24 protein-coding genes and 2 tRNA genes are annotated in these 24,768 nt (G+C 71.1%); 16 read left to right on the top strand and 10 right to left on the bottom strand.

Annotation, left to right across the window (positions count from 1 at the left end; genetic code table 11):
* Positions 1-38 precede the first annotated feature (38 nt).
* The gene (gene serA, locus ACVW00_RS13680) at positions 39-1,628 is read left to right on the top strand and encodes a phosphoglycerate dehydrogenase (RefSeq protein ID WP_457111448.1); all 1,590 of its coding nucleotides are present in this window, start codon (positions 39-41) and stop codon (positions 1,626-1,628) included.
* A gap of 3 nt (positions 1,629-1,631) precedes the next feature.
* Here serA and yczR read toward each other — a convergent pair whose 3' ends face one another.
* Positions 1,632-3,074, bottom strand: a complete 1,443-nt coding sequence (yczR, locus tag ACVW00_RS13675; protein WP_457111447.1) for a MocR-like transcription factor YczR — start codon at positions 3,072-3,074, stop codon at positions 1,632-1,634.
* A gap of 61 nt (positions 3,075-3,135) precedes the next feature.
* Between yczR and yczE the strand changes: the two genes are divergently transcribed.
* Positions 3,136-3,933, top strand: coding sequence for a membrane protein YczE (gene yczE, locus ACVW00_RS13670; protein WP_457111446.1), 798 nt, complete (start codon positions 3,136-3,138; stop codon positions 3,931-3,933).
* Here the strand turns inward: yczE and ACVW00_RS13665 are convergent.
* Positions 3,930-4,496, bottom strand: coding sequence for an O-methyltransferase (locus tag ACVW00_RS13665; RefSeq protein WP_457111445.1), 567 nt, complete (start codon positions 4,494-4,496; stop codon positions 3,930-3,932). The genes yczE and ACVW00_RS13665 overlap by 4 nt on opposite strands.
* 353 nt (positions 4,497-4,849) lie before the next feature.
* Here ACVW00_RS13665 and ACVW00_RS13660 point away from each other — a divergent pair, with 353 nt between their 5' ends.
* The 4 genes from ACVW00_RS13660 to cimA all read left to right on the top strand — a co-directional run bounded on the left by ACVW00_RS13660 (position 4,850) and on the right by cimA (position 9,170).
* Positions 4,850-4,975 carry a hypothetical protein gene (locus ACVW00_RS13660; RefSeq protein ID WP_457111444.1) on the top strand — a complete coding sequence of 42 codons (126 nt, stop codon included), beginning with the start codon at positions 4,850-4,852 and terminating at the stop codon, positions 4,973-4,975.
* A 10-nt stretch (positions 4,976-4,985) separates the two neighbouring features.
* On the top strand, positions 4,986-6,065 hold the full coding sequence (locus ACVW00_RS13655; RefSeq protein ID WP_457111443.1) for a 3-isopropylmalate dehydrogenase: 1,080 nt from the start codon (positions 4,986-4,988) through the stop codon (positions 6,063-6,065).
* Positions 6,066-6,194: 129 nt separating this feature from the next.
* Complete coding sequence (locus ACVW00_RS13650; protein ID WP_457111442.1) at positions 6,195-7,277, top strand: branched-chain amino acid aminotransferase; 1,083 nt, start codon at positions 6,195-6,197, stop codon at positions 7,275-7,277.
* Between the two features lie 318 nt (positions 7,278-7,595).
* Entirely contained in the window at positions 7,596-9,170 is a 1,575-nt protein-coding gene (cimA, locus tag ACVW00_RS13645) for a citramalate synthase (protein WP_457111441.1), read from the top strand.
* Here the strand turns inward: cimA and ACVW00_RS13640 are convergent.
* The 3 genes from ACVW00_RS13640 to ACVW00_RS13630 all read right to left on the bottom strand — a co-directional run bounded on the left by ACVW00_RS13640 (position 9,167) and on the right by ACVW00_RS13630 (position 11,401).
* Positions 9,167-9,673, bottom strand: coding sequence for a M23 family metallopeptidase (locus tag ACVW00_RS13640; RefSeq protein WP_457111440.1), 507 nt, complete (start codon positions 9,671-9,673; stop codon positions 9,167-9,169). The two genes, cimA and ACVW00_RS13640, sit on opposite strands and share 4 nt — an antisense overlap.
* 205 nt (positions 9,674-9,878) lie before the next feature.
* A complete protein-coding gene (arcC, locus tag ACVW00_RS13635; protein WP_457111439.1) occupies positions 9,879-10,793 on the bottom strand; it encodes a carbamate kinase in 915 nt (304 codons plus the stop codon).
* The gene (locus ACVW00_RS13630) at positions 10,790-11,401 is read right to left on the bottom strand and encodes a TetR/AcrR family transcriptional regulator (protein ID WP_457111438.1); all 612 of its coding nucleotides are present in this window, start codon (positions 11,399-11,401) and stop codon (positions 10,790-10,792) included. Before ACVW00_RS13630 ends, arcC begins: the two co-directional genes overlap by 4 nt.
* A 116-nt stretch (positions 11,402-11,517) precedes the next feature.
* Here ACVW00_RS13630 and ACVW00_RS13625 point away from each other — a divergent pair, with 116 nt between their 5' ends.
* Together ACVW00_RS13625 and ACVW00_RS13620 are read left to right on the top strand one after the other, a co-directional pair.
* Positions 11,518-12,066: an NADPH-dependent FMN reductase gene (locus ACVW00_RS13625; RefSeq protein WP_457111437.1), complete on the top strand. Its 549-nt coding sequence runs from the start codon at positions 11,518-11,520 to the stop codon at positions 12,064-12,066.
* Positions 12,067-12,205: 139 nt separating this feature from the next.
* Positions 12,206-13,603, top strand: coding sequence for an amidase (locus ACVW00_RS13620; protein ID WP_457111436.1), 1,398 nt, complete (start codon positions 12,206-12,208; stop codon positions 13,601-13,603).
* A 10-nt stretch (positions 13,604-13,613) separates the two neighbouring features.
* Here ACVW00_RS13620 and ACVW00_RS13615 read toward each other — a convergent pair whose 3' ends face one another.
* A complete protein-coding gene (locus tag ACVW00_RS13615; RefSeq protein ID WP_457113114.1) occupies positions 13,614-14,216 on the bottom strand; it encodes a LysE family translocator in 603 nt (200 codons plus the stop codon).
* Between the two features lie 59 nt (positions 14,217-14,275).
* A complete protein-coding gene (locus tag ACVW00_RS13610; RefSeq protein ID WP_457111435.1) occupies positions 14,276-15,145 on the bottom strand; it encodes a 3-methyladenine DNA glycosylase in 870 nt (289 codons plus the stop codon).
* 31 nt (positions 15,146-15,176) lie between these two features.
* Here ACVW00_RS13610 and ACVW00_RS13605 point away from each other — a divergent pair, with 31 nt between their 5' ends.
* From ACVW00_RS13605 to ACVW00_RS13585, 5 genes are all read left to right on the top strand, one after another.
* Positions 15,177-15,977, top strand: coding sequence for a fumarylacetoacetate hydrolase family protein (locus ACVW00_RS13605; protein ID WP_457111434.1), 801 nt, complete (start codon positions 15,177-15,179; stop codon positions 15,975-15,977).
* Positions 15,970-17,445: a glutamate--tRNA ligase gene (gene gltX, locus ACVW00_RS13600; protein WP_457111433.1), complete on the top strand. Its 1,476-nt coding sequence runs from the start codon at positions 15,970-15,972 to the stop codon at positions 17,443-17,445. Before ACVW00_RS13605 ends, gltX begins: the two co-directional genes overlap by 8 nt.
* 15 nt (positions 17,446-17,460) lie before the next feature.
* Positions 17,461-18,468: a CPBP family intramembrane glutamic endopeptidase gene (locus tag ACVW00_RS13595; RefSeq protein ID WP_457111432.1), complete on the top strand. Its 1,008-nt coding sequence runs from the start codon at positions 17,461-17,463 to the stop codon at positions 18,466-18,468.
* Between the two features lie 55 nt (positions 18,469-18,523).
* Positions 18,524-18,595 (top strand) — tRNA-Gln (locus tag ACVW00_RS13590).
* Positions 18,596-18,675: 80 nt separating this feature from the next.
* Positions 18,676-18,748: transfer RNA gene (locus ACVW00_RS13585), tRNA-Glu, on the top strand.
* Between the two features lie 149 nt (positions 18,749-18,897).
* Here ACVW00_RS13585 and ACVW00_RS13580 read toward each other — a convergent pair.
* Positions 18,898-20,958 carry a glycosyltransferase gene (locus tag ACVW00_RS13580; RefSeq protein WP_457111431.1) on the bottom strand — a complete coding sequence of 687 codons (2,061 nt, stop codon included), beginning with the start codon at positions 20,956-20,958 and terminating at the stop codon, positions 18,898-18,900.
* A gap of 121 nt (positions 20,959-21,079) precedes the next feature.
* Positions 21,080-21,640 (bottom strand): TetR/AcrR family transcriptional regulator, encoded by a 561-nt coding sequence (locus ACVW00_RS13575; RefSeq protein ID WP_457111430.1) that lies wholly within the window; start codon positions 21,638-21,640, stop codon positions 21,080-21,082.
* A gap of 62 nt (positions 21,641-21,702) precedes the next feature.
* Between ACVW00_RS13575 and ACVW00_RS13570 the strand changes: the two genes are divergently transcribed.
* The 3 genes from ACVW00_RS13570 to ACVW00_RS13560 all read left to right on the top strand — a co-directional run bounded on the left by ACVW00_RS13570 (position 21,703) and on the right by ACVW00_RS13560 (position 23,844).
* Positions 21,703-22,866, top strand: coding sequence for a zinc-dependent alcohol dehydrogenase (locus ACVW00_RS13570; RefSeq protein ID WP_457111429.1), 1,164 nt, complete (start codon positions 21,703-21,705; stop codon positions 22,864-22,866).
* Positions 22,866-23,303 carry a tautomerase family protein gene (locus ACVW00_RS13565; protein WP_457111428.1) on the top strand — a complete coding sequence of 146 codons (438 nt, stop codon included), beginning with the start codon at positions 22,866-22,868 and terminating at the stop codon, positions 23,301-23,303. Before ACVW00_RS13570 ends, ACVW00_RS13565 begins: the two co-directional genes overlap by 1 nt.
* A gap of 64 nt (positions 23,304-23,367) precedes the next feature.
* Complete coding sequence (locus ACVW00_RS13560; RefSeq protein ID WP_457111427.1) at positions 23,368-23,844, top strand: tautomerase family protein; 477 nt, start codon at positions 23,368-23,370, stop codon at positions 23,842-23,844.
* Positions 23,845-23,927: 83 nt separating this feature from the next.
* Here the strand turns inward: ACVW00_RS13560 and ACVW00_RS13555 are convergent, their stop codons facing one another.
* On the bottom strand, positions 23,928-24,740 hold the full coding sequence (locus tag ACVW00_RS13555; RefSeq protein WP_457111426.1) for an oxidoreductase: 813 nt from the start codon (positions 24,738-24,740) through the stop codon (positions 23,928-23,930).
* Between the last annotated feature and the right edge of the window lie 28 nt (positions 24,741-24,768).

Raw genomic sequence — 24,768 nt, 5'->3', positions numbered from 1 at the left:
CGCTCTTCGTGCCGACTTCGCAACCTGAAGGATCTGACGTGAGCAAGCCCGTCGTACTCATCGCTGAGGAGCTCAGCCCCGCCACCGTCGAGGCTCTCGGCCCCGACTTCGAGATCCGGCACTGCAACGGCGCCGACCGCGCCGAGCTGCTCGCGGCGATCGCCGACGTCGACGCGATCCTGGTGCGCTCGGCGACCAAGGTGGACGCCGAGGCCCTGTCCGCGGCGAAGAAGCTGAAGGTGATCGCCCGCGCCGGCGTCGGGCTGGACAACGTCGACGTGAAGGCCGCCACCCAGAGCGGCGTGATGGTCGTGAACGCCCCGACCTCCAACATCACCTCGGCCGCCGAGCTGGCGGTCGCCCTCATGCTGGCCGCGGCCCGCCACATCAGCCCGGCGCACGCGGCGCTGCGCAACGGCGAGTGGAAGCGGTCGAAGTACACCGGCATCGAGCTGTACGAGAAGACCGTCGGCATCGTCGGGCTGGGCCGCATCGGCGTGCTCGTCGCCCAACGGCTCTCCGCCTTCGGCATGAACGTGATCGCCTACGACCCCTACGTGCAGGCCGGCCGCGCGGCCCAGATGGGCGTGCGGATGGTCACGCTCGACGAGCTGCTCGCCGAGGCGGACTTCATCAGCGTCCACCTGCCCAAGACGGCCGAGACGGTCGGCCTGATCGGCGCCGAGGAGCTCGCCAAGGCGAAGCCCAGCCTGGTGCTGGTCAACGCGGCCCGCGGCGGCATCGTCGACGAGGCCGCCCTGTACGACGCGCTGAAGACCGGCCAGATCGCCGCGGCCGGGGTCGACGTGTTCGCCAAGGAGCCGTGCACCGACTCGCCGCTGTTCGAGCTCGAGAACGTCGTGGCCACCCCGCACCTCGGTGCCTCCACCGACGAGGCCCAGGAGAAGGCCGGCATCGCGGTCGCTCGCTCGGTGCGGCTGGCGCTGGGCGGCGAGCTGGTGCCGGATGCGGTCAACGTGCAGGGCGGCGTGATCGCCGAGGACGTGCGCCCCGGCATCCCGCTGACCGAGAAGCTCGGCCGGATCTTCACCTCGCTGGCCGGCGAGGTGGCCCAGTCGATCGACGTCGAGGTGCGCGGGGAGATCACCGAGCACGACGTGAAGGTGCTCGAGCTCGCGGCCCTCAAGGGCGTGTTCGCCGACATCGTCGAGGACCAGGTGTCCTACGTGAACGCGCCGCTGCTCGCGGCCGAGCGGGGCACCGCCGTACGCCTGGTCACCGACCCGGACAGCCCCGACCACCGCAACCTGATCACGATCCGCGGCACGCTCGCCGACGGGTCGCAGTCGTCGGTGTCCGGCACGCTGATCGGGATCAACCGGCGCGAGCGGCTCGTCGAGGTCGACGGCTTCCTGGTCGACCTCGAGCCGACCGACCACCTGGCGTTCTTCCGCTACGAGGACCGTCCGGGCATGGTCGGCACGGTCGGCCAGATCCTCGGCGAGGCCGGCGTGAACATCGCCGGCATGCAGGTCTCGCGCGACGCCAAGGGCGGCAAGGCGCTCGTGGCGCTGTCGGTCGACTCCGCGATCGCGCCGGAGGTGCTGGACACGATCCAGGCGTCGATCAATGCCGACTCGGTGCGCGGCGTCGACCTGACCGCCTGAGCCTCAGGCCACCAGCGTCGGCGCGGACCGCTTCGTGGTGGCCGACCCGCTCGGCGCATCGCGCCAGGCGGCGGCGATGCGCGCGATCGCGTCCTCGAGCACCTGCGGTGGCCCGGTGAAGGGGATCCGCAGGAACCTGTCGAGCCCGCCCTCCGGGGCGAACGCCGGGCCGGGCACGATGAGCACGTCGCGGCCCGCGGCGTAGGGCACCAGGTCGGAGGAGTGGGCGCGGTCGTCGGGCAGCTCGCACCACAGGCTCAGGCCGCCGGAGGGCTGCCGGACCTTCCACTCGGGCAGGTGCTCGGCGAGCGCGGCGACCGCCGCGTCGCGGGACTGCCTCAGCTGGTCGCGCCGGTGCTGGAGCAGGCCCGCTCCGGTGCGGATCAGGTCCACCGCGACGAGCTGCTCGAGCAGCGGCGTCCCGAGGTCAAGGCTGAGCCGGGCACGGAAGAGGGGGTCGACCAGCTCCTGGGGTGCGCGGACCCAGCCCACCCGCAGCCCGCCCCAGAACGGCTTGCTGAGCGAGCCGACGGTGACCGCGTCGGCCGAGTACGCCGCGAACGGTGCGGGCATCTGCTGGCCGTCGAGAGGGAGGTCGACCATCGACTCGTCGATCACCGGGCGGGTGCCGGCCCGGGCAAAGGCGTGCGCGACCCGCCCCCGGCTGGCGTCCGGCATCAGGTGGCCGGTCGGGTTGTGGAAGTCGGGGATCAGCATCGCGAGGGTCGGGCTCACCTGCCGGGCCACGTCGACGAGGCCGTCGACGTGCGGGTCGTCGCGGCCGACGTCGCTGCTGACCAGCCTCGCGCCGCTGTGCCGCATCGTCGCGATCGCGTTCGGGTAGGTCGGGTTCTCGATCAGCACCCTGCTGCCGCGCTTCACCAGCGCCCGCGCGACGATCGCCAGTCCGGACAGCGCACCCGGCACGATCATGATCTGCTCCGGTGTGGTGGGGAGCCCGCGGGCGGCGTACCGGTCGGCGACGGCCTCCTTCAGGAGCGGCAGTCCCGAGGGGTAGTAGCCGGTGCCGGAGAGGTACTGGGGCAGCTCGGCGACCGCGCGCTGGTAGGTCGCCAGCAGGCCGGGACCGGGCACGGGCGCCGCGCAGGTGAGGTCGAGCTTGCCGGGGGGGAAGTCGCCCGGGGGAAGCAGGTGGTCGCCGCGGAGCCCGCGCGAGGCGGGCAGGCTGGCGACGCTCCCCGACCCCTGCCGCGACACGATGAAACCCCGCTCGCGCAGGTGCGCGTAGGCGCGCGCGACGGTCGTGCGGCTCACCCCGAGTGCGTCGGTGAGCTCCCGCTCGCTCGGCAGCCGGACGCCGGAGGGGATCCGGCCGTCGGTGATCAGGATCCGCAGCCCCTCCGCGAGCCCCTGGTAGGCCGGGCTCCGGTCGAAGTCACCGACGAGGCTGGCGACGCGGGAGGCGGACAGCACGCGTTCGTTCATGCAGGCCAGTGAATCACGATTGGCTATTGGAGACCAGTCCAGTCTGCGGTGGACTGGTCCCATGCCCGGAGCCTTCGACCCCACCGCCCGCCTCGGCACCCCCTCCCCGGGGCGCCCGCCCCGCACTCGCCGGCCGCGCTCTCAGCCGGCCGTCCGGCGCGACCTCGCCCGGCTGGGTCCGGTCGCCCAGCTGCGAGCCGGCCGCCTGACGCGCCGGTTCACCCAGCTGGTCGTGGGCCTCGTGCTCTACGGGATGACGATGGCGATGGTCATCCGCGCCACGCTGGGCAACGACCCGTGGGACGTGCTCCACCAGGGGATGGCCAAGCACCTGCCGATCACCTTCGGCACGGCCGTCATCCTGATGAGCGGCGTCGTGCTCCTCGGCTGGATCCCGCTCCGGCAGCTGCCCGGTGTCGGGACGATCCTGAACTCCGTGCTGATCGGGCTCTCCGCCGACTTCTTCCTGGGTGCCATCGAGGTGCCGGGGTCCGTCCCGGGCCGGTTCGCGCTGATGGTCGCGGGCGTGTTCCTCAACGCCGTCGCGACCGCGCTCTACATCGGCTCCCAGCTCGGCCCGGGGCCGCGCGACGGCCTGATGACCGGCCTGCACCGGCGCACCGGCATCTCGATCCGGCTCGTGCGGACCTCGATCGAGGTCAGCGTGGTGGCCGTCGGCTGGATGCTCGGCGGTGTCGTGGGCCTCGGCACGATCGTGTACGCCGTGGCGATCGGCCCGCTCGTCCAGTGGTTGCTGCCGCTGGCGATCGTCGAGCTGCCGGAGCGCCGGCAGGTCCCGCCTCGCGCTGAGCCGGCCGCGGCCGTGCCTGACCCGTCCGCAGCGGAGGTTGCCGCCTAGTTCCTCGTCGCGATGAGCGCCGAGGCATCGGGCGCCACCATCACCTCGACGGAGGTGAACCGCTCGTCGATCAGCCAGCTCTCGCGGAGGGCGTCGACGCGACCGGCGGTGATCGGCGGCCAGACCTCGCACGGCGTGAAGTCGTCCATCACGACGATCCCACCGGGCTCGACCAGGTCGACGACCGAGTCGACGGAGGCGTCCTCGGGGGAGGAGGCGTCGAGGAACAGCAGCGAGTAGGGGCCCTTGTTGAGCAGCGTCGACCAGTCCGCGGCGAGCACCTCGACCTGGGGGTCGTGCTCGAAGATGTCCTGGGCGGCGACCGCGAGCTTCTCGTCGAGCTCGGCGGACAGGATCGTCGCGCCGGCCCGGACGCCGGACCGCAGCCACGCCGTACCGACGCCGCAGCCGGTGCCGAACTCCGCCAGGGTGCCCTGTCGGGTCGCGGCCAGCGCAGCGAGCAGCCGGCCGGTCTCGTTGCGGCAGAACGACACGTAGCCCGCTCGCCGGGACACGTCGAACGCCCGTGCCACGATCGGCGGCAGGTCCGGGGGAGCGCTCATGTCGTGAGTCTTGCAAATGCCCACGCGGCGTCCACGGATCCCGGCGAAGTCTCGGATGGTGGGACATGTCTCCCAAACTCGGGGCGCCGACAGGTCAGCCGTTCTACTCTTGGCGGACCATGCGGAGGAACTTCGTACTCATTTGCCGCCGTGGCGAGGCCTTTTAAGTAGGGCCACCTCGCCGCGGAGTCCGGCGTTCCCGCCATTCGGCCTTACGAATCCTCCGCGAGCGAGTCGGCACGGCACCATCCCCGCTTGGTCTCTCGAACTCCTCGATCACGAGTCGAGTCTCGACGGAGGGCATCCATCCCGTCCGACGAAACCGCATGCCTCGAGAGAACGTAGGAACAGACATGTACGAGATGTACCCCGAATGGGGCCCCGCCCGGAACAACCCCGACGACCCGTCCTCGCACCAGGCCGTCCAGGCGGCGCTTGACCTGCGAGACAACGGTGGCGAGCGCCCGGACGACAACTAGCCTCGATCGCATGCCCACCGCACCCCCGCAGGGGAACCAGTCGCTCAAGCTCGCCGTGATCCCGGGCGACGGGATCGGGCCGGAGGTCACCGCCGAGGCCCTCAAGGTGCTCGAGGCGGTCACGCCTGCCCAGGTGAAGTTCGAGCCGACACGCTACGACCTCGGGGCCGAGCGCTACCTGGCGACCGGTGAGGTGCTCCCGGACTCGGTGCTCGCCGAGATCCGCCAGCACGACGCGATCCTGCTCGGAGCGGTGGGCGGAAAGCCCAACGACCCGAACCTGCCGCCGGGCATCCTCGAGCGCGGGCTCCTGCTGCGCCTGCGCTTCGAGCTCGACCACTACGTGAACCTGCGGCCGTCCCGGATCTTCCCGGGTGCGGTGTCGCCCCTGGCCGATCCCGGCGAGGTCGACTTCGTCGTCGTCCGCGAGGGCACCGAGGGTCCGTACACCGGAAACGGCGGCGCGCTGCGCGTCGGTACGCCGCACGAGGTCGCCACCGAGGTCTCGGTGAACACGGCGTTCGGCGTCGAGCGGGTCGTGCGCGACGCCTTCGCCCGCGCCCGGAAGCGGCCGCGCCGCAAGCTGACGTTGGTCCACAAGACCAACGTGCTGGTGCACGCCGGCTCGGTGTGGTGGCGGATCTTCTCCGACGTCGCGCGGGAGTTCCCGGACGTGACCACCGACTACATGCACGTCGACGCCACCATGATCCACCTGACCACGAACCCCTCGCGCTTCGACGTGATCGTCACCGACAACCTCTTCGGCGACATCGTCACCGACCTCGCTGCGGCGGTCACCGGTGGCATCGGCCTGGCGGCGAGCGGGAACGTCAACCCCGACCGGACCGCCCCGTCGATGTTCGAGCCGGTCCACGGCTCCGCCCCCGACATCGCCGGACAGCAGCTGGCCGACCCGACTGCGGCGATCCTCTCGGTCGCCCTCATGCTCGACCACCTCGGTCTCGACGACGCCGCGCGCACGGTCGAGAGCGCGGTCGTCGCGGACCTCGCCGCGCGCACCGCGGGGGAGAAGCGGGCGACGGCCGATGTCGGCGACGCGATCGCCGCGCGAGTAGTAGCCGGCTGACGCCGGACCCGGGAGGATCCCGGACCGGCGCCAGGCGCCTCGCCCGACTTCCCGACGACCCGGCCGGCGGTGTGGGCGCCGAGGTAGATGGACGTCCACATATCCGCGACAGAGAGATACCGTGCAGTCATGACCCTGGACATTTCGATCGTCCCCTCGGCCCACCCGCGCACAGACGCCGACGTGGCCGAGATCCTGGCAAACCCGGGCTTCGGCATCCACTTCACCGACCACATGCTCACCATCGAGTGGACCCCTGAGGCGGGCTGGCACGACGCGCGCGTCACGGCGTACGGACCGTTGACGCTGGACCCGGCCACCGCCGTGCTGCACTACGCGCAGGAGATCTTCGAGGGCATGAAGGCCTACCGTCACGACGACGGCTCCGTGTGGACCTTCCGGCCGGAGGAGAACGCCCAGCGGATGGTGCGCTCCTCGCACCGGCTGGCGCTGCCCGTGCTCGAGCCCGAGGACTTCGTGCAGGCCGTCGACGCGCTGGTGGAGGTGGACCAGCGCTGGGTCCCCGAGCCGGGCACCGAGAAGAGCCTGTACCTGCGGCCGTTCATGATCGCCACCGAGGCGTTCCTCGGCGTGCGTCCCTCGCAGCACGTCACCTTCATGGTGATCGCGTCGCCGGCGGGTGCCTACTTCAAGGGCGGCGTCAAGCCGCTGACGCTCTGGCTCACCGAGGAGTACACCCGTGCCGGCCGCGGCGGCATGGGTGCCGCGAAGACCGGCGGCAACTACGCCAGCTCCCTGGTCGCCCAGCAGGAGGCGATCGACCAGGGCTGCGACCAGGTGGTCTTCCTCGACGCCGGCGACGGCAGGTACGTCGAGGAGCTCGGCGGCATGAACATGTACTTCGTGTACGCCGACGGCCACATCGTCACGCCCGGGACCGGCACCATCCTCGAGGGCATCACCCGCTCGGCGATCATCGACCTCGCCGGGAAGGCCGGCCACCACGTGGAGGAGCGCAAGTTCTCGATCGACGAGTGGCGCGAGGGCGTCGCGTCCGGCGAGATCACCGAGGTCTTCGCCTGCGGCACCGCAGCCGTGGTCACCCCCGTCGGCACCCTGAAGTGGGCCGGCGGAGAGGTGCAGGGCTCCACGGAGGCCGGTGAGCTCACCATGCAGATCCGCCAGGCCCTCGTCGACATCCAGTACGGCCGCGCCGACGACACCTTCGGCTGGATGCACAGGGTCCTCTGACCCCGAAGCCCCGCCGAGGCGGCGCACATGAAAGCCGAAACACCGCCGAGGCGGCGCGGGTGAAAGGAATCCTCTTTCATCCGCGCCGCCTCGACGGCACATCGACTTTCATCCGCGCCGCCTCGACGTGGGATCGGCTTTCACCTGAGACGCCTCGGCGGGACGGGTGTGCCTGTGGCAGACTCGTGGCCATGCAGGCAGCACGGATCATTATCAGCTAGCGCGACGGACCTTCCGCCGCGCCGACCTCTCGTCCACCGGGAGGTTTTTTTGTTGCCTGGACCGGGTTTCGACAAGTTCAACCACCGAGGACACCACATGACCAGCCGAGACGAGTTCCACGTCTACGACACCACCCTGCGCGACGGCGCGCAGCAGGAGGGCCTCAACCTGTCGGTGGCGGACAAGCTGGCGATCGCCCGCCAGCTCGACGGGCTCGGCGTCGGCTTCATCGAGGGTGGCTGGCCGGGCGCGAACCCCAAGGACACCGAGTTCTTCGCCCGGGCTCGTGAGGAGCTGGCGCTGCAGAACGCGCAGCTCGCCGCCTTCGGCGCGACCCGCCGCGCCGGCGTCAAGGCCGCGGACGACCCGTTGGTCGCCGCTCTGCGCGACAGCGGCGCCGGCGTCGTCACGCTGGTGGCGAAGTCTCACGATCGCCATGTCGAGCTCGCCCTGAGGACCACGCTCGAGGAGAACCTCGCGATGGTGCGCGACACCGTCAGCCACCTCACCGCCGAAGGGCAGCGGGTCTTCCTCGACGCGGAGCACTTCTTCGACGGCTACCGCGACAACCGCGACTACGCCCTCGAGGTGCTCCGGGTCGCCTTCGAGGCCGGCGCCGAGGTCGCGGCGCTGTGCGACACCAACGGCGGCATGCTGCCCGGCTGGGTGGGTGACGTCGTCGACGACGTCGTGAGCACCACCGGCGCACGGGTCGGCATCCACTGCCACAACGACACCGGCTGCGCGGTCGCGAACACCCTGGCCGCTGTCGACGCCGGCGCCACGCACGTCCAGGGCACCCTCAACGGGTACGGCGAGCGCACCGGCAACGCCGACCTCGTCAGCGTGGTCGCCAACCTCGAGCTCAAGCTGGACCGCCGGGTGCTTCCGCCCGGCCTGCTCCGCGAGGCCACCCGCATCGCGCACGCGGTCGCCGAGGTGACCAACGTGCCGCCCGCCTCCCGGCAGCCGTACGTCGGCGTCTCGGCCTTCGCCCACAAGGCCGGTCTGCACGCGAGCGCCATCAAGGTCGACCCGAGCCTCTACCAGCACATGGACCCCGAAGGCGTCGGCAACGACATGCGCCTGCTCGTCTCGGACATGGCGGGCCGCGCCTCGATCGAGCTGAAGGGCCGGGAGCTCGGCTTCGAGCTCGGCAAGGACCTGGTGTCCCGGGTGACCGGTCGGGTCAAGGACATGGAGCTCCGCGGCTACACCTTCGAGGCGGCCGATGCGTCCTTCGAGCTGCTCCTCGCCGAGGAGGTCGAGGGTGCGCGGCCGGCGTACTTCGAGGTCGAGTCCTGGCGGGTGATCACCGACTCGAGCCCGCAGGCGGAGGCATCGTCGGAGGCGACCGTCAAGCTGCTCGCGGGTGGGTCGCGCCTGGTGGTCACGGGCGAGGGCAACGGACCCGTGAACGCGCTCGACCACGCCCTGCGGCAGGCGATCGAGCGGCTGTACCCGGAGGTCGTGAAGTTCGAGCTGATCGACTACAAGGTCCGCATCCTCGACCAGGGCCATGGCACCGACGCGATCACCCGCGTGCTGATCGAGACCACGGACGGGCAGTCGTCGTGGGTCACGGTCGGTGTGGGCCACAACGTGATCGAGGCGTCCTGGGAGGCGCTGATCGACGGGTTGACGTTCGGCCTCCGGCGGCACGGGGCCTAGGACAGCTGCAACAGGCCGGCAGGGTCGGTCGCGGCCGAGAGGCCGCCGCCGGCCCGGCGTACCTCGAAGTGCAGGTGGCAGCCGTCGGGAGCGCCGCTGTCACCTGCGAGCGCGATCCGCTGGCCGGCGTGCACGCGCTGGCCGGGGCTGACGAAGACGTGGATGGTGTGGCCGATCAGGATGTCGTGGCCATCCGAACGGATCCGGAACGGATTCACCCCGTACGCCGATCCGGGTGCGCCGGCCGACGACGGGTCGACGACGACGCCGTCGACGGCCGAGAACAGCGGCGTGCCGCACGGCATGGCCACGTCGATGCCGTGGTGGAAGCCCTCGTGGCCCGGGCAGCGCGCGTCGTGGGAGTACCACGGCGCCGTATTGCACCCGAAGCCGATCATCACCCGGTGCTGACCGGCGAACCACGGGGACGTGTGCCAGGCGTGGTCGTCGGTGTAGAACCGCCAGCGGGGGTCGGTGGACTCGCCCGCTGAGGGTGCTGGCACGGTCGTCGGCGCCGCCGAGGTGGTCAGCGGGGTCGACGGCGTGGGTGACGGGCTGGGTGTCGGGCTCGCGGGGGCCGTCGCACCGGTCGCAGACGTCCTGTGCGGCTCCGCGGACGGTGACCGACCACCGCAGCCGCCGACCATGACGCCCAGAGCCGCCAGGCCGATAGCGACGACCGTGGTTCCGAGGCGGTTGCCGCCCAACCTACCGACCACCGGTCTCGACGACCGTGCCGGCGGTGCCGGCGACCAAGGCGCCGAGCTCCTCGAGCGACCCGATCACCGCCCGCTTGCCGGTGGCCCGCACGAAGGCCGCGGCGGCCTTCACCTTGGGGCCCATGGAGCCCTCGGCGAGACCGAGTGAGTCGAGCTCGTCGGGCGTGGTCCGGTCCAGCTTGCGCTGGTCCGGCGTACCCCACTCGACGTAGACGGCGTCGACGTCGGTCGCGATCACCAGAATATCCGCGGCCAGCTCCTCGGCGAGCATTGCGGAGGTCGCGTCCTTGTCGACGACCGCCTCCACACCGTGCAGGTCGCCGTGCTCGTCGAACACGGTCGGGATCCCGCCACCGCCGGCGCAGACCACGATCGTGCCTCGGTCGAGCAGCTGCCGGATCGGACGGATCTCGAAGATCCGCTTGGGTCTCGGGCTGGCCACGACCCGGCGGAAACCGTCGCCGTCCGGCGCGATGCTCCACTTGGCGTCGGCAGCCAGCACGACGGCGTGGTCGCGCGGGTAGACCGGACCGATCGGCTTCGTGGGGTGGGTGAACGCCGGGTCGTCGCGGTCGACCTCGACCATCGTGAGGATCGTCGCGAGCGGCTGGTCCTCCGGCAGCAGGTTGCCCAGCTCCTGCTCGATGACGTAGCCGATCATCGCCTCGGTCTGGGCGCCGAGCACGTCGAGCGGGTACGCCGGCACGTCGACGTACGCCGCCGCCTGCAGCGCCAGCAGCCCGACCTGCGGACCGTTGCCGTGCGCGACGACGATCTGGTTGCCCTCCGCGACGGCGGCGATGTGCTCGGCGGCGGCGCGGATGTTGGCGCGCTGGTTCTCGGCCGTCATCGGCTGTCCGCGGCGCAGCAGGGCGTTGCCGCCCAGGGCGATCACGATCCTCATCGGGGCGCCCTGCTGCGGGCGATGACCCGGTCGACGAGGTCTTCCCAACCCGTGACGATCCGGGAGATGTCCATCTGCTCCACCGCGATCTGCTGCTCGAGGATCGGCACCTCCAGCGGCGCGAGGAGCGCCGTCGCGAGCAGCGCGATGTCACCGGCGACGTCGAGCTCGTCGAGCAGGTAGCGCACGTGCGTCGCGATGAAGGCGTACGCCGCGTAGCTCCGTCGCCCGGACGCCTGGGCCGCGTTCAGCAGCGCTGCGTGCTGCAGGGAGATCTCCAGGCGGGACCGGCCGAACGCGAGCAGGCGCTCGCGCGGGGGTGCGCCGGGGCCCAGCGGAGGTGGGCCGGACATCACACTGGCCTGCCAGGCGGCCTCGGAGCGATCGAGCACGGCCGCCATCAGCCCGGCACGGCTGCCGAACCGACGGAACACGGTGCCCTTCCCGACGCCGGCCGTCTCGGCCACGGCGTCCATCGTCACCGCGTCCACCCCGCACCGGTCGATCAGCTCCTGCGCGGCCGCGAGGAGCGCCTCGCGGTTGCGGGCCGCGTCGCTGCGCTCGCGCACGTCCTGGCCGAGGATCGGCAGCAGTGGGCGCTCGGGCATGGTCGCCACCCTAGGCGCGGGCCCACGGGACGAAAGTGATTTTCGGTGCCGGGAATGAATCCGGACCACGGTCCGTTTAGGCCCTGACAGCGTCCCCCTCTCGTCAGGAGCAGCACATGACCCACGTAGCCGTCCTCGTCGGCAGCCTCCGCGCCGACAGCGTGAACCGGCAGATCGCCGAGTCCCTTCGCGACCTCGCGCCGGCAGGCACGGTCATCGACATCGTCGACGGCCTGGGTGACCTGCCGTTCTACAACGAGGATGTCGACGGCGAGGGCGTCCCCGAGCTGGTGACCCGCGTCCGCGCGCAGGTCGGCAACGCCGATCGCGTGCTCGCGGTCACCCCGGAGTACAACGCCACGATGCCTGCGGTGCTCAACAACGCCATCGACTGGCTCTCGCGGCCCTACGGCGTGGGCGCGATCTCCGGGAAGCCGTTCGGCGTCATCGGCGTGACCCCGACCCCGTACGGCGGCAAGTGGGCCCACGACGACGCCCGCCGCTCGGTCAAGATCGCCGGCGCCATCGTCGTCGAGGACGTGAACGTCTCGCAGACCTCGATCGACGTCGACGTGCTCAACGACCCCGAGGTCCGCTCGAAGCTCGAGGCCGCGCTGCGGACGCTGGTCGAGTTCGACCCCGAGGCGCAGTCCTCCGCCGCCTGACAGACCCGTCGAGGCGGCGCACCTGAAAGCCTGAAACCCGTCGAGGCGGCGCAGATGAAAGAAGACTTCTTTCATCTGCGCCGCCTCGACGGGATCAGGGTTTTCATCTGCGCCGCCTCGGCGGTCTATCGTCGCCGGGGTGAGCGAGCTCCACGACCTGACGGCCCTCGAGCAGGGTGCGGCGATCAAGGCGGGCGAGGTCAGCTCACGCGAGCTGGTCGACCACTACCTCGAACGCGTCGGGCGGCTCGACGAGCCGCTCGGCGCGTTCGTCACCGTCACCCCTGAGCGTGCCCGTGACACGTCGGCCTCGGTGTCCGCGGCCGGTCCGCTCGCCGGCGTGCCGACGGCGATCAAGGACCTCAACTCGACGGCCGGGGTGCGGACGACGTACGGGTCGGCGCTGTTCGCCGACTTCGTCCCGGACTTCTCCGACGAGCTGGTCCTGCGAATCGAGGCCGCCGGGATGGTCAGCCTCGGCAAGACCAACACCCCGGAGTTCGGCTCGCCCTGCTACACGGAGCCGGACGTCGCCCCACCCGCGGTGACCCCCTGGGACCGCACTCGGATGGCGGGCGGCTCCAGCGGGGGAGCCGCCGCCGCGGTGGCCGCCGGCCTGGTCGCGATCGCCCAGGGCTCGGACGGCGGGGGCTCCATCCGGATCCCGGCGAGCTGCTGCGGGCTGGTGGGTCTCAAGCCGACTCGTGGCCGGATCTCCGGGTCGCCGATGTACGGCGAAGTCACCGGACTGGCGACCGCAGGATCCCTCGCCCGCTCGGTGGCCGACGCGGCCGCCCTGCTCGACGTGATGGCGGGGCGTGCGGTCGGCGACCCGTTCTGGGCCCCGGACGAGGCCCGACCGTTCCTCGAGGCCTGCTCCCGTCCGCCCGGACGGCTCCGGATCGCCCGCTTCGCCGAGCCGGTGATCGCCGAGGCCGAGGTCGATCCGGAGTGCCTGCGGGCCTGGCAGGACGCGAGCCGGCTGCTCGAGTCGCTGGGCCACGACGTCGTCGACATCGCTCCGCCGCTCGCGCGGGAGGCCGTGCCGGTCTTCGAGACCAACTGGGCCGTGCTCACCGCCCTGTCGACCGTCAACCTGCCGCCGGAGGCCAGGGCCCGGCTACGACCGCTGACCCGGTGGCTCGGTGAGTGGGGAGAACGGATCAGCGGACCGCACTTCGGCCTCGCGCTCGGGGAGCTGCGCCGGGTGGCTGCCGGCACGCTCGCCGCCCTCGCGCCGTACGACGCCGTGCTGACGCCGACGCTGGCCACGCCGCCGCTCCCGGTCGGTGCGCTGCGCGACGACGACGACCCGGCGGCGGACTTCGAGGCGCAGAAGCGGTTCACGCCGTGGACCTCGATGTGGAACGTCACCGGCAGCCCGGCCGTGTCGCTGCCCCTCCACCAGAGCGCGAACGGCTTGCCGGTCGGCGTGATGCTCGCTGCGCGCCCCGGCGCCGAGGCGACGCTGCTGTCGCTGGCGGCCCAGGTCGAGTCCGCCGCACCGTGGATCGACCGGCACCCACCCTGCTGGTGAGACCGGCTAGCTAGCGCTCCTCGAGCGCGAGCCGCAGGCCCAGGCCGACCAGGACGCCGCCGCAGAGCCGTTCGGCTCGGCGCAGCCAGCCACCGCGGAGGAAGGCGTCTGTCGCACGTGCGACCAGGGCCGCGAGGACGGAGTACCAGACGAGGTCGAGCGCCACGATCACCGCGGCCATCGTCACCGCTGCAGGAAGCACCGGCTCGCCGTCCGGGACGAACTGGGGGAACAGCGCCATGAAGAACACGGCGAGCTTCGGGTTCGCGATCGACGTGGTCAGGCCGGCCCGGAACGCGGAGCGCCTGCGGACGGGACTGGTCGGCTGCGCGGGCTCCTCGCCCGCATGGAGCAGGGCACGGATGCCGAGGTAGACCAGGGCCGCGGCTCCGCAGAGCTTCACGATGGTGAAGGCGACGGCGGACGCCGCGACGACCGCGGCCAGGCCGACTGCCGTCGCGAGTGCCCAGACCGCGACGCCGACCGAGTTGCCGAGCGTGGTCATCAGAGCTGCGTGCCGGCCGCGCCGGGCAGCGTTGTGCACCACGAGCACGGTCGCGGCACCCGGGGTCAGGGTGAGCAGGACCGCGACCGGGACGAAGGTCAGCAGCATGGTGAGCACGAGGATCAGGCTATGCCCGGCGCCACCCGAATTCGGCGCCCTTCAGGTGCTCAGGTCGCGTCGAGCAACCACTCGCACTGCTCGACCAGCCGCTGCCGCAGCGGCGCCGCACGTTCGGCGAACTCCCGCTGTGCTGCGATGTACTCGGCCTTGCCCTCGGGTGTCTCGATCCGCACCGGTGCGTAGCCGAGGTCGGCCAGGTCGTACGGCGACGCGCGCATGTCGAGCTCGCGGATGTCCCAGGCGAGCGCGAAGCAGTCGGCGACCACCTCCGAGGCGATCAGGGGCGTGAGCCGGAAGGCGTGCTTGTAGAGGTCCATGCCGGCGTGCAGGCAGCCGGGTTGCTCGAACCCGGCCCGGTCGTCGCGGTCCGGCTGCAGCACGTTGAGCGGGCGGGCGGGCTCGGTGAAGAACCGGAACGCGTCGAAGTGCGAGCACGCCACCCGGTGCGACTCGACCACGGTGTCGGTCGCCGCGGCGCCGAGTCGGAGCGGCGTGGGATGGCGAACTGCCTCGGTGCGGTAGACCATCGCCCACTCGTGCAGCCCGAAACAGCCCAGTGCCGGGGGCCGGGACGCGGTGGAGACCAGGAGGCTGCGGATCGACTCGATGAGGGAGCGCTGGCCCGAGAGGTGCTCGCTGGTCACGGTGGTCTCGACTGCCCGGCCGCCGCCGGTCGGGCAGTAACCCTTGAGGCCGGCGTACTCCGGGGCGTCGACCAGCGTGACGCCGTACCCAGGGTGCCAGCGACGCAGGGCGGCGGGTCGCTGGGAGTAGTAGGTGAACAGGAAGTCGTGCACCGGATGGGCGACGCCCCGGCGCCGGCGCTCGAGGTGCGGCTGGATCCACGCATCGACCCGTTCCTCGTGCGCGGCGGCGCGCGGCCGCCACGTCGCGGGGCCCAGGACGGTCGATTGCACGGCCTGAAGGGTACGTCGATAGGCTCACCCGGTGCGTATCGCGAGGTTCACGACCGGAGAGGACCCCCAGTTCGGGGTCGTGACCGGCGAGGTCGACGAGCAGGGTGTGCCGGACGAGGACTGCGTGGTGGTCGCGCTCAACGGCGACCCCTTGTACGTCGGCCTGCACCTCTCCGACAAGGAGTACCCGCTCTCCGAGGTGCGCCTGCTCTCGCCCGTGCTGCCGCGCAGCAAGGTCGTCGGGATCGGCCGCAACTACGCCGCCCACGCGGCCGAGATGGGCGGCGACGTCCCCGACGAGCCGCTGATGTTCATCAAGCCGAACACCAGCGTGGTGGGGCCCGGCGACCCGATCTTCTACCCGCGGCAGAGCAGCGAGGTGCACTACGAGGGCGAGCTCGCGGTGGTGATCGGCCGGATCTGCCGGGACGTGCCGGTCGAGAAGGTGGCCGACGTCGTCTGGGGCTACACGGTCGGCAACGACGTGACCGCCCGCGACCTGCAGCGCTCGGACGTGCAGTTCACCCGGGCCAAGGGCTTCGACTCGTTCTGCCCGCTCGGCCCGTGGGTCGAGACCGAGCTGGACGTCAGCGACCTCCGGGTGCAGACCTTCCTCAACGGTGACGTGAAGCAGGACGGCCGCACCAAGGACATGATCTTCGACGTGCCGGCCCTGGTCGCCCACGTCAGCTCCGTGATGACGCTGCTCCCCGGCGACGTCATCCTCACCGGCACCCCGGAGGGTGTCGGCCCCATGCAGGTCGGCGACGAGGTCGAGGTCTCGATCTCCGGCATCGGCAATCTGACCAACCAGGTGAAGCAGCGTGACTGAAGCGATCCGAGTCCGGTTCTGTCCCTCCCCGACGGGATCGCCGCACGTAGGCTTCGCCCGCACGGCCCTCTACAACTGGGTCTTCGCGCGGCACGCAGCGCTGAACGGCCAGCAGGCCACGTTCGTCTTCCGGATCGAGGACACCGACAAGGAGCGCTCCACCCAGGAGTCCTACGACGCGATGGTCGAGTCGATGCGCTGGCTCGGCCTGGACTGGGACGAGGGCCCGCTCGTCGGCGGCCCGTACGGCCCGTACCGCCAGTCGGAGCGCGACGACCTCTATCGCGACGTGCTGGCGAAGCTCGCGGCGTCGTCGTACACCTACGAGTGCTTCTGCACCAACGAGGAGGTCGACGCGCGGCGCAAGGCCTCCGGCTCCAAGGTGCAGGGGTACGACGGCTTCTGCCGGGAGCTCACCGACGAGCAGCGGAACGCGTTCGTCGACGACGGCCGGCAGCCGATCGTCCGGTTCCGGATGCCCGACGGCGAGATCACCTTCCACGACCTGGTCCGCGGTGAGGTGACCTTCCACAGCGACCACGTACCCGACTTCGCGCTCGCACGCGCCAACGGAGACCCGCTCTACACCCTCGTCAACCCGGTCGACGACGCGCTGATGCGGATCACCCACGTGCTCCGGGGCGAGGACCTGCTCTCCAGCACTCCTCGCCAGATCCCGCTCCACCGGGCGCTGGTCGCGCTCGGCGTCTCCGAGGGCGTGCCCCAGTTCGGACACCTGCCGCTGATCATGGGCGAGGGCAACAAGAAGCTGTCGAAGCGCGATCCGCAGGCGCACCTGTTCATGTACCGCGACCAGGGCTTCCTGCCGGAGGGACTGCTGAACTACCTGGCCCTCCTCGGCTGGGCGATCGGTCCTGACCGCGACGTCTTCTCGCTCGAGGAGATGGTCGCCGCGTTCGACATCGCCGACGTGAACCCGAACCCCGCCCAGTTCGACCTCAAGAAGGCCGAGGCGATCAACGGCTCGCACATGCGGCTGCTGTCCCTCGACGAGATGACCGACCGGGTCCTGCCCCACCTGAAGGCCGCGGGCGTGCTCGGCGACCCGGTGAGCGACGCCGACGCCAAGCTCCTCGAGCTGGCGATGCCGCTGATCGCCGAGCGGATCAACAAGCTCACGGAAGCCCCGGACATGCTCGACTTCCTGTTCGCGACGTCGGTCGAGTACGACGACGAGGCACGCAAGAGCCTGGACGACGACGCCGCCCGCGAGGTCGTCACCGCCGCGCGTGACGCGCTGGCCGGCCTCGAGGAGTGGAGCACCGCAGCCATCGAGGGCGCGCTCCGGACCGCGCTCGTCGAGGAGCTCGGCCTCAAGCCGCGCAATGCGTTCGGGCCGGTGCGGATCGCGATCACGGGCCGCCGGATCTCGCCGCCGCTCTTCGAGTCGCTCGAGCTGCTGGGCCGGGAGACCTCGCTCGGCCGCCTCGGCGCGGCGCTGGCCTGAGGCGGACGGTCCGAGGTGAGCGCCCCGAACCCTCTCCCGAGCCCGGTCGCGCTGGCGCACCCCCATCCGGAGCCACGCTCCTACCCGCTGATGCTGCGGAACTGGACCTATGCGCCGTGGCGGCCGATGGTCGGGGTGGTCCTGGTGATCCTCGGGATGCTCGTCGTGGCGCCGGTGGTGCTGCTGCCACTGCTGGCCGCCACTGTCGCTCTCGACCACCACGGGTCGTTCTCGAAGGCGTTCGAGGACGCGGCGTCCCTCAAGCACGTCACCTGGCAGGGCATGCTCTACCTCAACCTGGCGCTCGCCGCGCTGGTCCCGGTGACGTGGGGGGTCGTGCGCTGGCTCCACCGGATGCGACCGCGGTGGCTGATGTCGGTGAAGCCGGGGATCAGGTGGCGGTTCTTCTGGGCGTGCTTCGGGCTGGCGGTCGTCGCGATGATCGCGCAGGCCGTGGTCGGGACGCTGCTGCCGACCGATCCCAACGACCTCGGGTCGTCGCCGAACCACATCACCTCGAGGATCGTCGCGCTCGGACTGGTCGTGCTGTTCACCACCCCGCTGCAGGCCATGGGGGAGGAGTACGCGTTCCGCGGCTACGCGATGCAGGCGTTCGGATCACTCAGCCGGCGGCCGTGGGTCGCGATCCTGGTCAGCGCCACCTTGTTCGCGCTCGCCCACGGGGTCCAGAACGCGCCACTGTTCCTCGACCGGTTCACCTTCGGGCTGATGGCCGGGTACGTCGTCTACCGCACCGGTGGTCTGGAGGCCGGCATCGCGCTGCACATCTGGAACAACCTGGTGGCCTTCGGCGTCGCGCTGCTGCTGGGCAGCATCGACGACTCGCTCAACGTCACCGAGATCTCCTGGTGGAACATCCCGCTGACGATCACTCAGAACGGCGTCTACCTCGTCCTGGTGCTCCTCGTCGCCCGGTCGATGGGGCTGAACAGTCGCAGCACACCTCCCGTCGTACCTCCGCGGGCGCCGGCCGTTTTGGTCCCCCCAACGCCGCCCGTGTAAGGTTTCCCCTCGGTCCAGCCGCCGCGATTCTTCGCCGGCGGCCGGTCCGATTCAGTGGGATATGGTGTAATTGGCAGCACGACTGGTTCTGGTCCAGTTAGTCAAGGTTCGAGTCCTTGTATCCCAGCGAGTGACGGCGGCTCAGTGCCGGCCGGCGGCCGATTTGGTCGCCGATCCGGGGGTTCGATAGAGTCGCGTCCGCTCAATGCCCCCGTTGTGTAGTGGCCTAGCACGCCGCCCTCTCAAGGCGGTAGCGCGGGTTCGAATCCCGTCGGGGGTACGTTCGCCCAACAGCCCGATCCTCTCGCCAGGACCGGGCTGTTGTGTTTGGCGCCAGTGGTCAGCACGCCGGTGGTTCAGCCTGTCGTAACCCAGCACGGCGCCGCTGTGTCTGATCATCGCGTGGGGCCGATTCGGGTCCCGTCCGGATCAGAGCAGGGCCGGCGCCATCTCGCGGACCCGCGCCGACGCTGCCCGGCTCTGCCGGACGGACAGGCTGGGTGCCGGTTCCACGGAGGCCGCGGCAGGAACGCCCGGCGGCAGCGAGGGCACCGCGCCGGCAGGGGTGTGGAACAGCCAGAGCGCGAGCGTGCGCATGGCGGCCCAGTCGCCCGGCAGGGTCCGCAGCGACACCAGTTCGGCGTCGTGGTCGGTGGCGCGCACGGCGTACAGCTTCACCGGCGCCGTGCCCGGCAGTCCGAGCTCGACCATCCCGCTCACCTGGCCGCGTGCTCTCGGGACCCGGACGGAGACCCCGCCGACGGAGATGTCGAGGAGCTCGGTCTGCACCCCGTCGAGGGTCACGCCGGTCCGTACGCCGAACCGGTGGGCGTTGCGACGCGACGATGCGAACTCGGCCGCGCGGATCCGGCGGGCGCCCAGGCCGACCGCGGTGGCCGCGATGACCAGCCAGGCGCCCGAGGCCACGGTCGCGCCTGCAGACGCGTGCCAGGGAACGACCCCGGCGAGTCCGGCCGTGGCGTACCCGACGACGGCGCTGAGTCCGGCGAGAAGCACCCACAGCACGCGGGGGACGCGGCCGAGCGTGCGCTCGGCGCTGCCCTGCTTGGGCGTCACCTGGAACTCGAGGGTCCGCCGGGTGAGCAGCCACCAGGCACAGGAGAGCCCGACCGGGATGCGGAGGATCCGCAGCGCGAGCGCGTTGGTCCAGCTCAGCTGGTGGCGGTAGAGACGCTTCGCGCCCCACAGCCGGAGGACGAAGGCGGCGGCGAACACGGACGTGAACGCGGCCGGGGACGCGGTCGAGGTCTGTGCACCGGTGGCGAGCAATGTCACGGGCAGCATCAGCACGAGCACGGTGGCAGCGCCTTCGAGCCACCACAGCGTGCCGGTGATGTACTCGTAGTAGTTGCGCCACGACATCCAGCTCTTCGCGGCCCAGAGGCGCTCCTTGGTCAGCACCTGCATGGCACCCATGCCCCAGCGCCGGCGCTGGAGGAGGTACTGGTCGGCAGTCGCCGGCGCGAGGCCGACGGCAAGCGTCTGGTGGTGGTACGCCGTGCGCCAGCCGGCGCGGATCAGGCCGAGCGTGGTGTGCATGTCCTCGACGATGGTGTCCGTGGCGACACCGCCGATCTGGCGCAGGGCCGCTGTGCGCACCAGCGACGTCGAGCCGCACCAGAACGGGCCTGCCTGCGCGTGGTTCCGGGCCGCCATGAGGACGTTGAAGAACAGGCCCTGCTCGCCGTTGACGCCGTCGTCGTCGAACGCGCCGGCGTTGTAGAAGCTCTGGGGCCCCTGCACGAGGCCGATCCCCGGGTCCTCGAACCAGCCGAGCGTCGCGGTGAGGAAGTTCTGCAGCGGCACGTGGTCGCAGTCGAGGACGGCGATCACGTCGATGTGCTCCGCGAGTCCCTCGGCGGCCTCGGCGTCCATCACGGCCAGCGCGTTGTTGAGGTTGCCGGCCTTCGCGTGGTCGTGCACCTCGCGGGCGACGTACCGGGCGCCGTACTCCTGGCAGATCTCCTCGACCCACGGCCTCTCGCCGTCGTCGAGGACCCAGGTCTCGTGCGCGGGCTCGAGGGCGCAGGCAGCGGCGATCGTCGGGAGGATCACCTCGGCCGGTTCGTCGTACGTCGGGATCAGGACGGCGACCCGGGTCCCGGCCGGCGTCTCGGTGACGGGCGGGGGAGCAGCGGAGTCGATGTTCCACAGCGTGGCCAGCCGGAACGTCATGCCGACCAGCGGGATCCCCTCGAACGCGATGAGGACGAGAGCGGCGACACGGTTGGGGCCCGTGGCGGGCAGGGTGAACGCCAGGCGCCAGGTGAGGTAGCCCACGAGGGCCGTCATCGCCGCGACCCCGCCGAGGTGGGCGAGCCTGCGGGAACGCGCCGACTCGGCCGCGGGCGAACCGAGCAGCTCGGCCCAGCCGGCGGTCTCGACGTGGCGGGCCGTACGGGTGACGGTCCGCGGCGCGGTGCGGGCACCGACGTACCTGGCGCTCGCTGAGATGGCGTTGCTGCTCATGGATCCTCCCCTGTCCGGACCCCGAGCATGGCGGCGCCACCTGCGGCCTATGACCGCTTTTGGCCCGTTTCGGGACCTTGGTCCCCACAACTCCGTCCGAACCGGCGACGTGCGGTGGCTCTCACAGCAGGGGGATGAGCCGTTCCTGGACGATCTGGATCGGCCTGGTGGATCGCTGAACGCGGGCCAGCGTGATGGCCCCCTCGATCGAGGACACGCAGAGAACGGCGAGGTCGTAGGCCTCGGTCTGGTCGTGCCCAGCGGTCACGAGCACGGCCCTCAGCCCGCTCACCCAGTCGTCGAGGACCCCAGCGACAGACGTGCCGAGCTTCGGCTCCGCGAACGCCTCCTGCGCCACGGCGCCGACCGGACAGCCAGCACGGAAGTCCGAGCTCGCGAGCTGTCGCTTGTAGTGCTCGCAGATCGCGTTGACCACATCGGCCGGCGTGTCGCCGCGGGCCTGCGCCTGGGAGAGCACCTTGCTGATGAGACCGCCGGCCCAGGCAAGCGCCTCGGTCAGCAGCTGTGCCTTGCCGCCGGGGAAGTGGAACTGGACGGAGCCGCGCGGTCCCCGGCTGTGCTCGAGGACCCGAGCGATCGAGGTGCCCGCGACGCCGTGCTCGCGCAGGAGCAGCGCCGCACTGTTGATCATCCGGGCCCGGGTGTCGGTGGTCGCACCCACGTGCGTCCCCTTCCTGGTTTGTGGTTATGCTATGCGTCATATCATAGCAAGGAGCGTCGTCGATGCAGGAGCTGAACCTCGTCCGGGCGGGTCGTCTGGAGTGGCGCGACCGGCCGGATCCCGTGCTGCTCGAGCCGACCGACGCAGTGGTGCGGCCGTTCGTGGCGAGCCGGTGTGACGGTGACGTGCTGCCGATCCACCGCCCGGTCTCGCGCGCGATGCAGGCCGGCCTGAAGCTGGGGCTGATCGATCCGGTCGTCGCAGCGATCGCCGGGCCGGTGCCGTTCCAGGGGCCCTTCGGGATCGGCCACGAGTGCATCGCCCAGGTGACCGCGGTCGGCGACGCCGTGACCGGCCTGCAGGTCGGTGCCGTCGTGGTCGTGCCCTGGGCGGTCTCGTGCGGGACCTGCCGAGAATGCCGGTCAGGACTCACCGCGAAGTGCTCGACCATGTCCGCACTCAGCCCGGGCGGCACACTGTCGGCGTTCGGGTTCGGACCCGCCTCGGGGGCGTGGGGCGGGATGGTGGCCGACGCGCTGCGGATCCCGTACGCCGACCACATGCTCGTGCCGGTCCCGGACGGGGTCGACCCGCTGCGCGTCGCGGCGGCCAGCGACAACCTGGCGGACGCCTGGCGTTCCGTCGTCCCGCCGCTCCGCGAGCGCCCCGGGGGATCCGTCCTCGTCCTCGGCGGGGGAGGGCAGAGCATCGGGCTCTACGCGGCCGGCCTCGCCGTGGTCCACGGAGCTCAGGTCGTCGACTACGTCGACGATCGCGACGCCCGTCTCGAGATCGCGGCAGCACTGGGCGCCACGACCCGCAAGACCGACAAGGACCGCGGCCGCTCGGTGCCCGGCGACAGGTGCTACGACGTCGTCGTCGAGGCCTCGTCGAAGGCGCAGGGCCTGCGGGACGCCGTACGTGCGCTGCGTCCGGGAGGCGTGTGCACCGGCACCGGCTACTACCTCGCGCCCTCCACCAGGGTTCCCGTGATGGACATGTACGCCACCAGCGCGACGCTGAAGGTGGGCGTGTCCCACGTCCGTCCCGTGCTTCCGGAGCTGCTCGACTTCGTGGCGACGAGCGGCTTCCCGGCCGAGCAGGTCACCAGCCTGCTCGCCGACTGGGACGACGCACCCGAGGCGTACGCCGCGCACACCACCAAGCTCGTGCTCCACCGACCTCCGCTCGACCTCAGCAGCAACCCATCCGAAGGAGTCCTCTGATGCCGCAGATCCAGCTCACCGCCCCCGCAGGCGCCTTGACCGACCAAGGCCGGGCCACCATCCAGAAGGCGCTCGCCGGCGTGCTGCTGAAGTGGGAGGGTGCCCCGGACACCGCGTTCTTCCGTGCTCAGGCGTGGTCCTTCCTGCACGAGCTGCCTGCCGGGGCGCAGGTCACCGCCGAGGACGACGAGCCGCGCTTCCGCGTGGACGTGACTGTCCCCGCCGGGGCGCTGTCCGACCGGCGGAAGTCCGGACTGGTCGAGGAGGTGACCCAGGTCGTCCTGGCCGCCGCCGGTCTCGATGCCGGGGAGGCGCTCCGCGTGTGGGTGTTGGTCAACGAGCAGCCCGACGGCGCCTGGGGCGCCGGCGGTCAGCTCATCCGGTACGCCGACCTGGTCGCCCTCGCGCAGCCCACCGACGCGGGCAGCGCGAGCTGATGCGGCGCGCCTGCTTCGGACTCCCCGACACCCCGCAGCTCGCTCGGCAGGACAAGGAGCGTCGATGACCGTCATCACCGTGAACACTCCCTCGGGCCGGCTGAGCCTCGACCAGCGACGCACCCTCGCGCGCACCTTGACCGACGCCGTGCTGGTGCCCGAGATAGGCCGGGACGAGCCGGCCGCCCGCGTCGGGTTCCAGGTCCACTTCGTCGAGCGCGACCTCGATCACGTCGCGATCGGCGGCATCCTGCTCGCCGACATGCCCGAGCCGGTCGACCTGATCCACGTCGACGTCGCCGTCATGGACGCCGACTGGGGTCGCCCGACCCGAGCGGACGTCATCGAGCGGATCCTCGCGGCGATGTCCGAGGCCCTCGGCCTCATCGAGCCGTCACCGGCGTGGTGGGTGAACTTCCGGGTCATCGACGACGGCAGCTGGGCCTCCAGCGGCGGCGTGCTCTCGATCCTCGACCTGCTGGACACCGGCGTGTTCTCGACCGAGCGGGCCAGTGCCATCCGTGCGGCCCTGGGCGTCTGAGGTGGAGGTGGACCAGGCCCGCTGGCCGTGGGCGAAGTCCTGGACCTTCGGCTCTTGATGCCTCGACAGACCTCGACGCCGTCTCAACCGGCGAGGCGGTTCAGCTTCCGGATCTGCTTGTCGAAGGCGCCGGAGGGCACGAACCGGCGGAGTGCGCTGACGCGTCCGGCGGTGGGTCCTGCGGTGTAGCGCAGCCTCGGCCTGCGATCCGTCGCAGCCGCGACGATCACCTTGGCGACGACTGCGGGGTCGTCGGCTCCGCGCATGGCCGTTGCCAGCACCTCGCCGGAGAGGTGCCGCTGCTCGGCGTACTCCGTCAGCGGCGAGTCCGCCACCAGGCTGTTCGCCTCGAAGCCGGTGCTCGTGTACGCCGGCTCGATGAGCAGCACCCGGACGCCGTGCTCACGGACCTCGTGGTCGACCGACTCCGAGTAGCCCTCGATGGCGTGCTTCGTGGCGGCATAGATCGCCATGTAGGGCGCCGGGACGAGTCCGAGCACGGAGGACACGTTGACGATCCGGCCGGACCCCTGGGCACGCATCTGCGGCAGCACTGCGTTGGTCATCCGGATCGTGCCGAAGACGTTGACGTCGAAGACGTCCTTGGTCTGGCCGATCGAGCTCTCCTCGGCCGCACCGAACGCCCCGATGCCGGCGTTGTTGACCAGGACGTCGATCCGGCCGAACTTCCCGATCACCTCGTCGACCACGGAGCGAACGGCCTCGTCGCTGGCCACGTCGAGGCCGAGGAAGGTGATCCCGTCGGAGGCTGCGGTCGTCGGCTTCCTGCTGGTGCCGACCACGGTGAAGCCCGCGTCGACCAGGGCGAGAGCCGCTGCCCGTCCGATTCCTGACGATGCGCCCGTCACGAGCGCCACTGGCTGATCAGTATGCATCTGCTGTCCTTTGGCTTATAGTCGTAAT

This window comes from Marmoricola sp. URHA0025 HA25 (assembly GCF_054059435.1).
The sequence above is the reverse complement of the archived record's forward strand: the minus strand, read 5'-3'. Positions and strand labels throughout refer to the sequence as shown.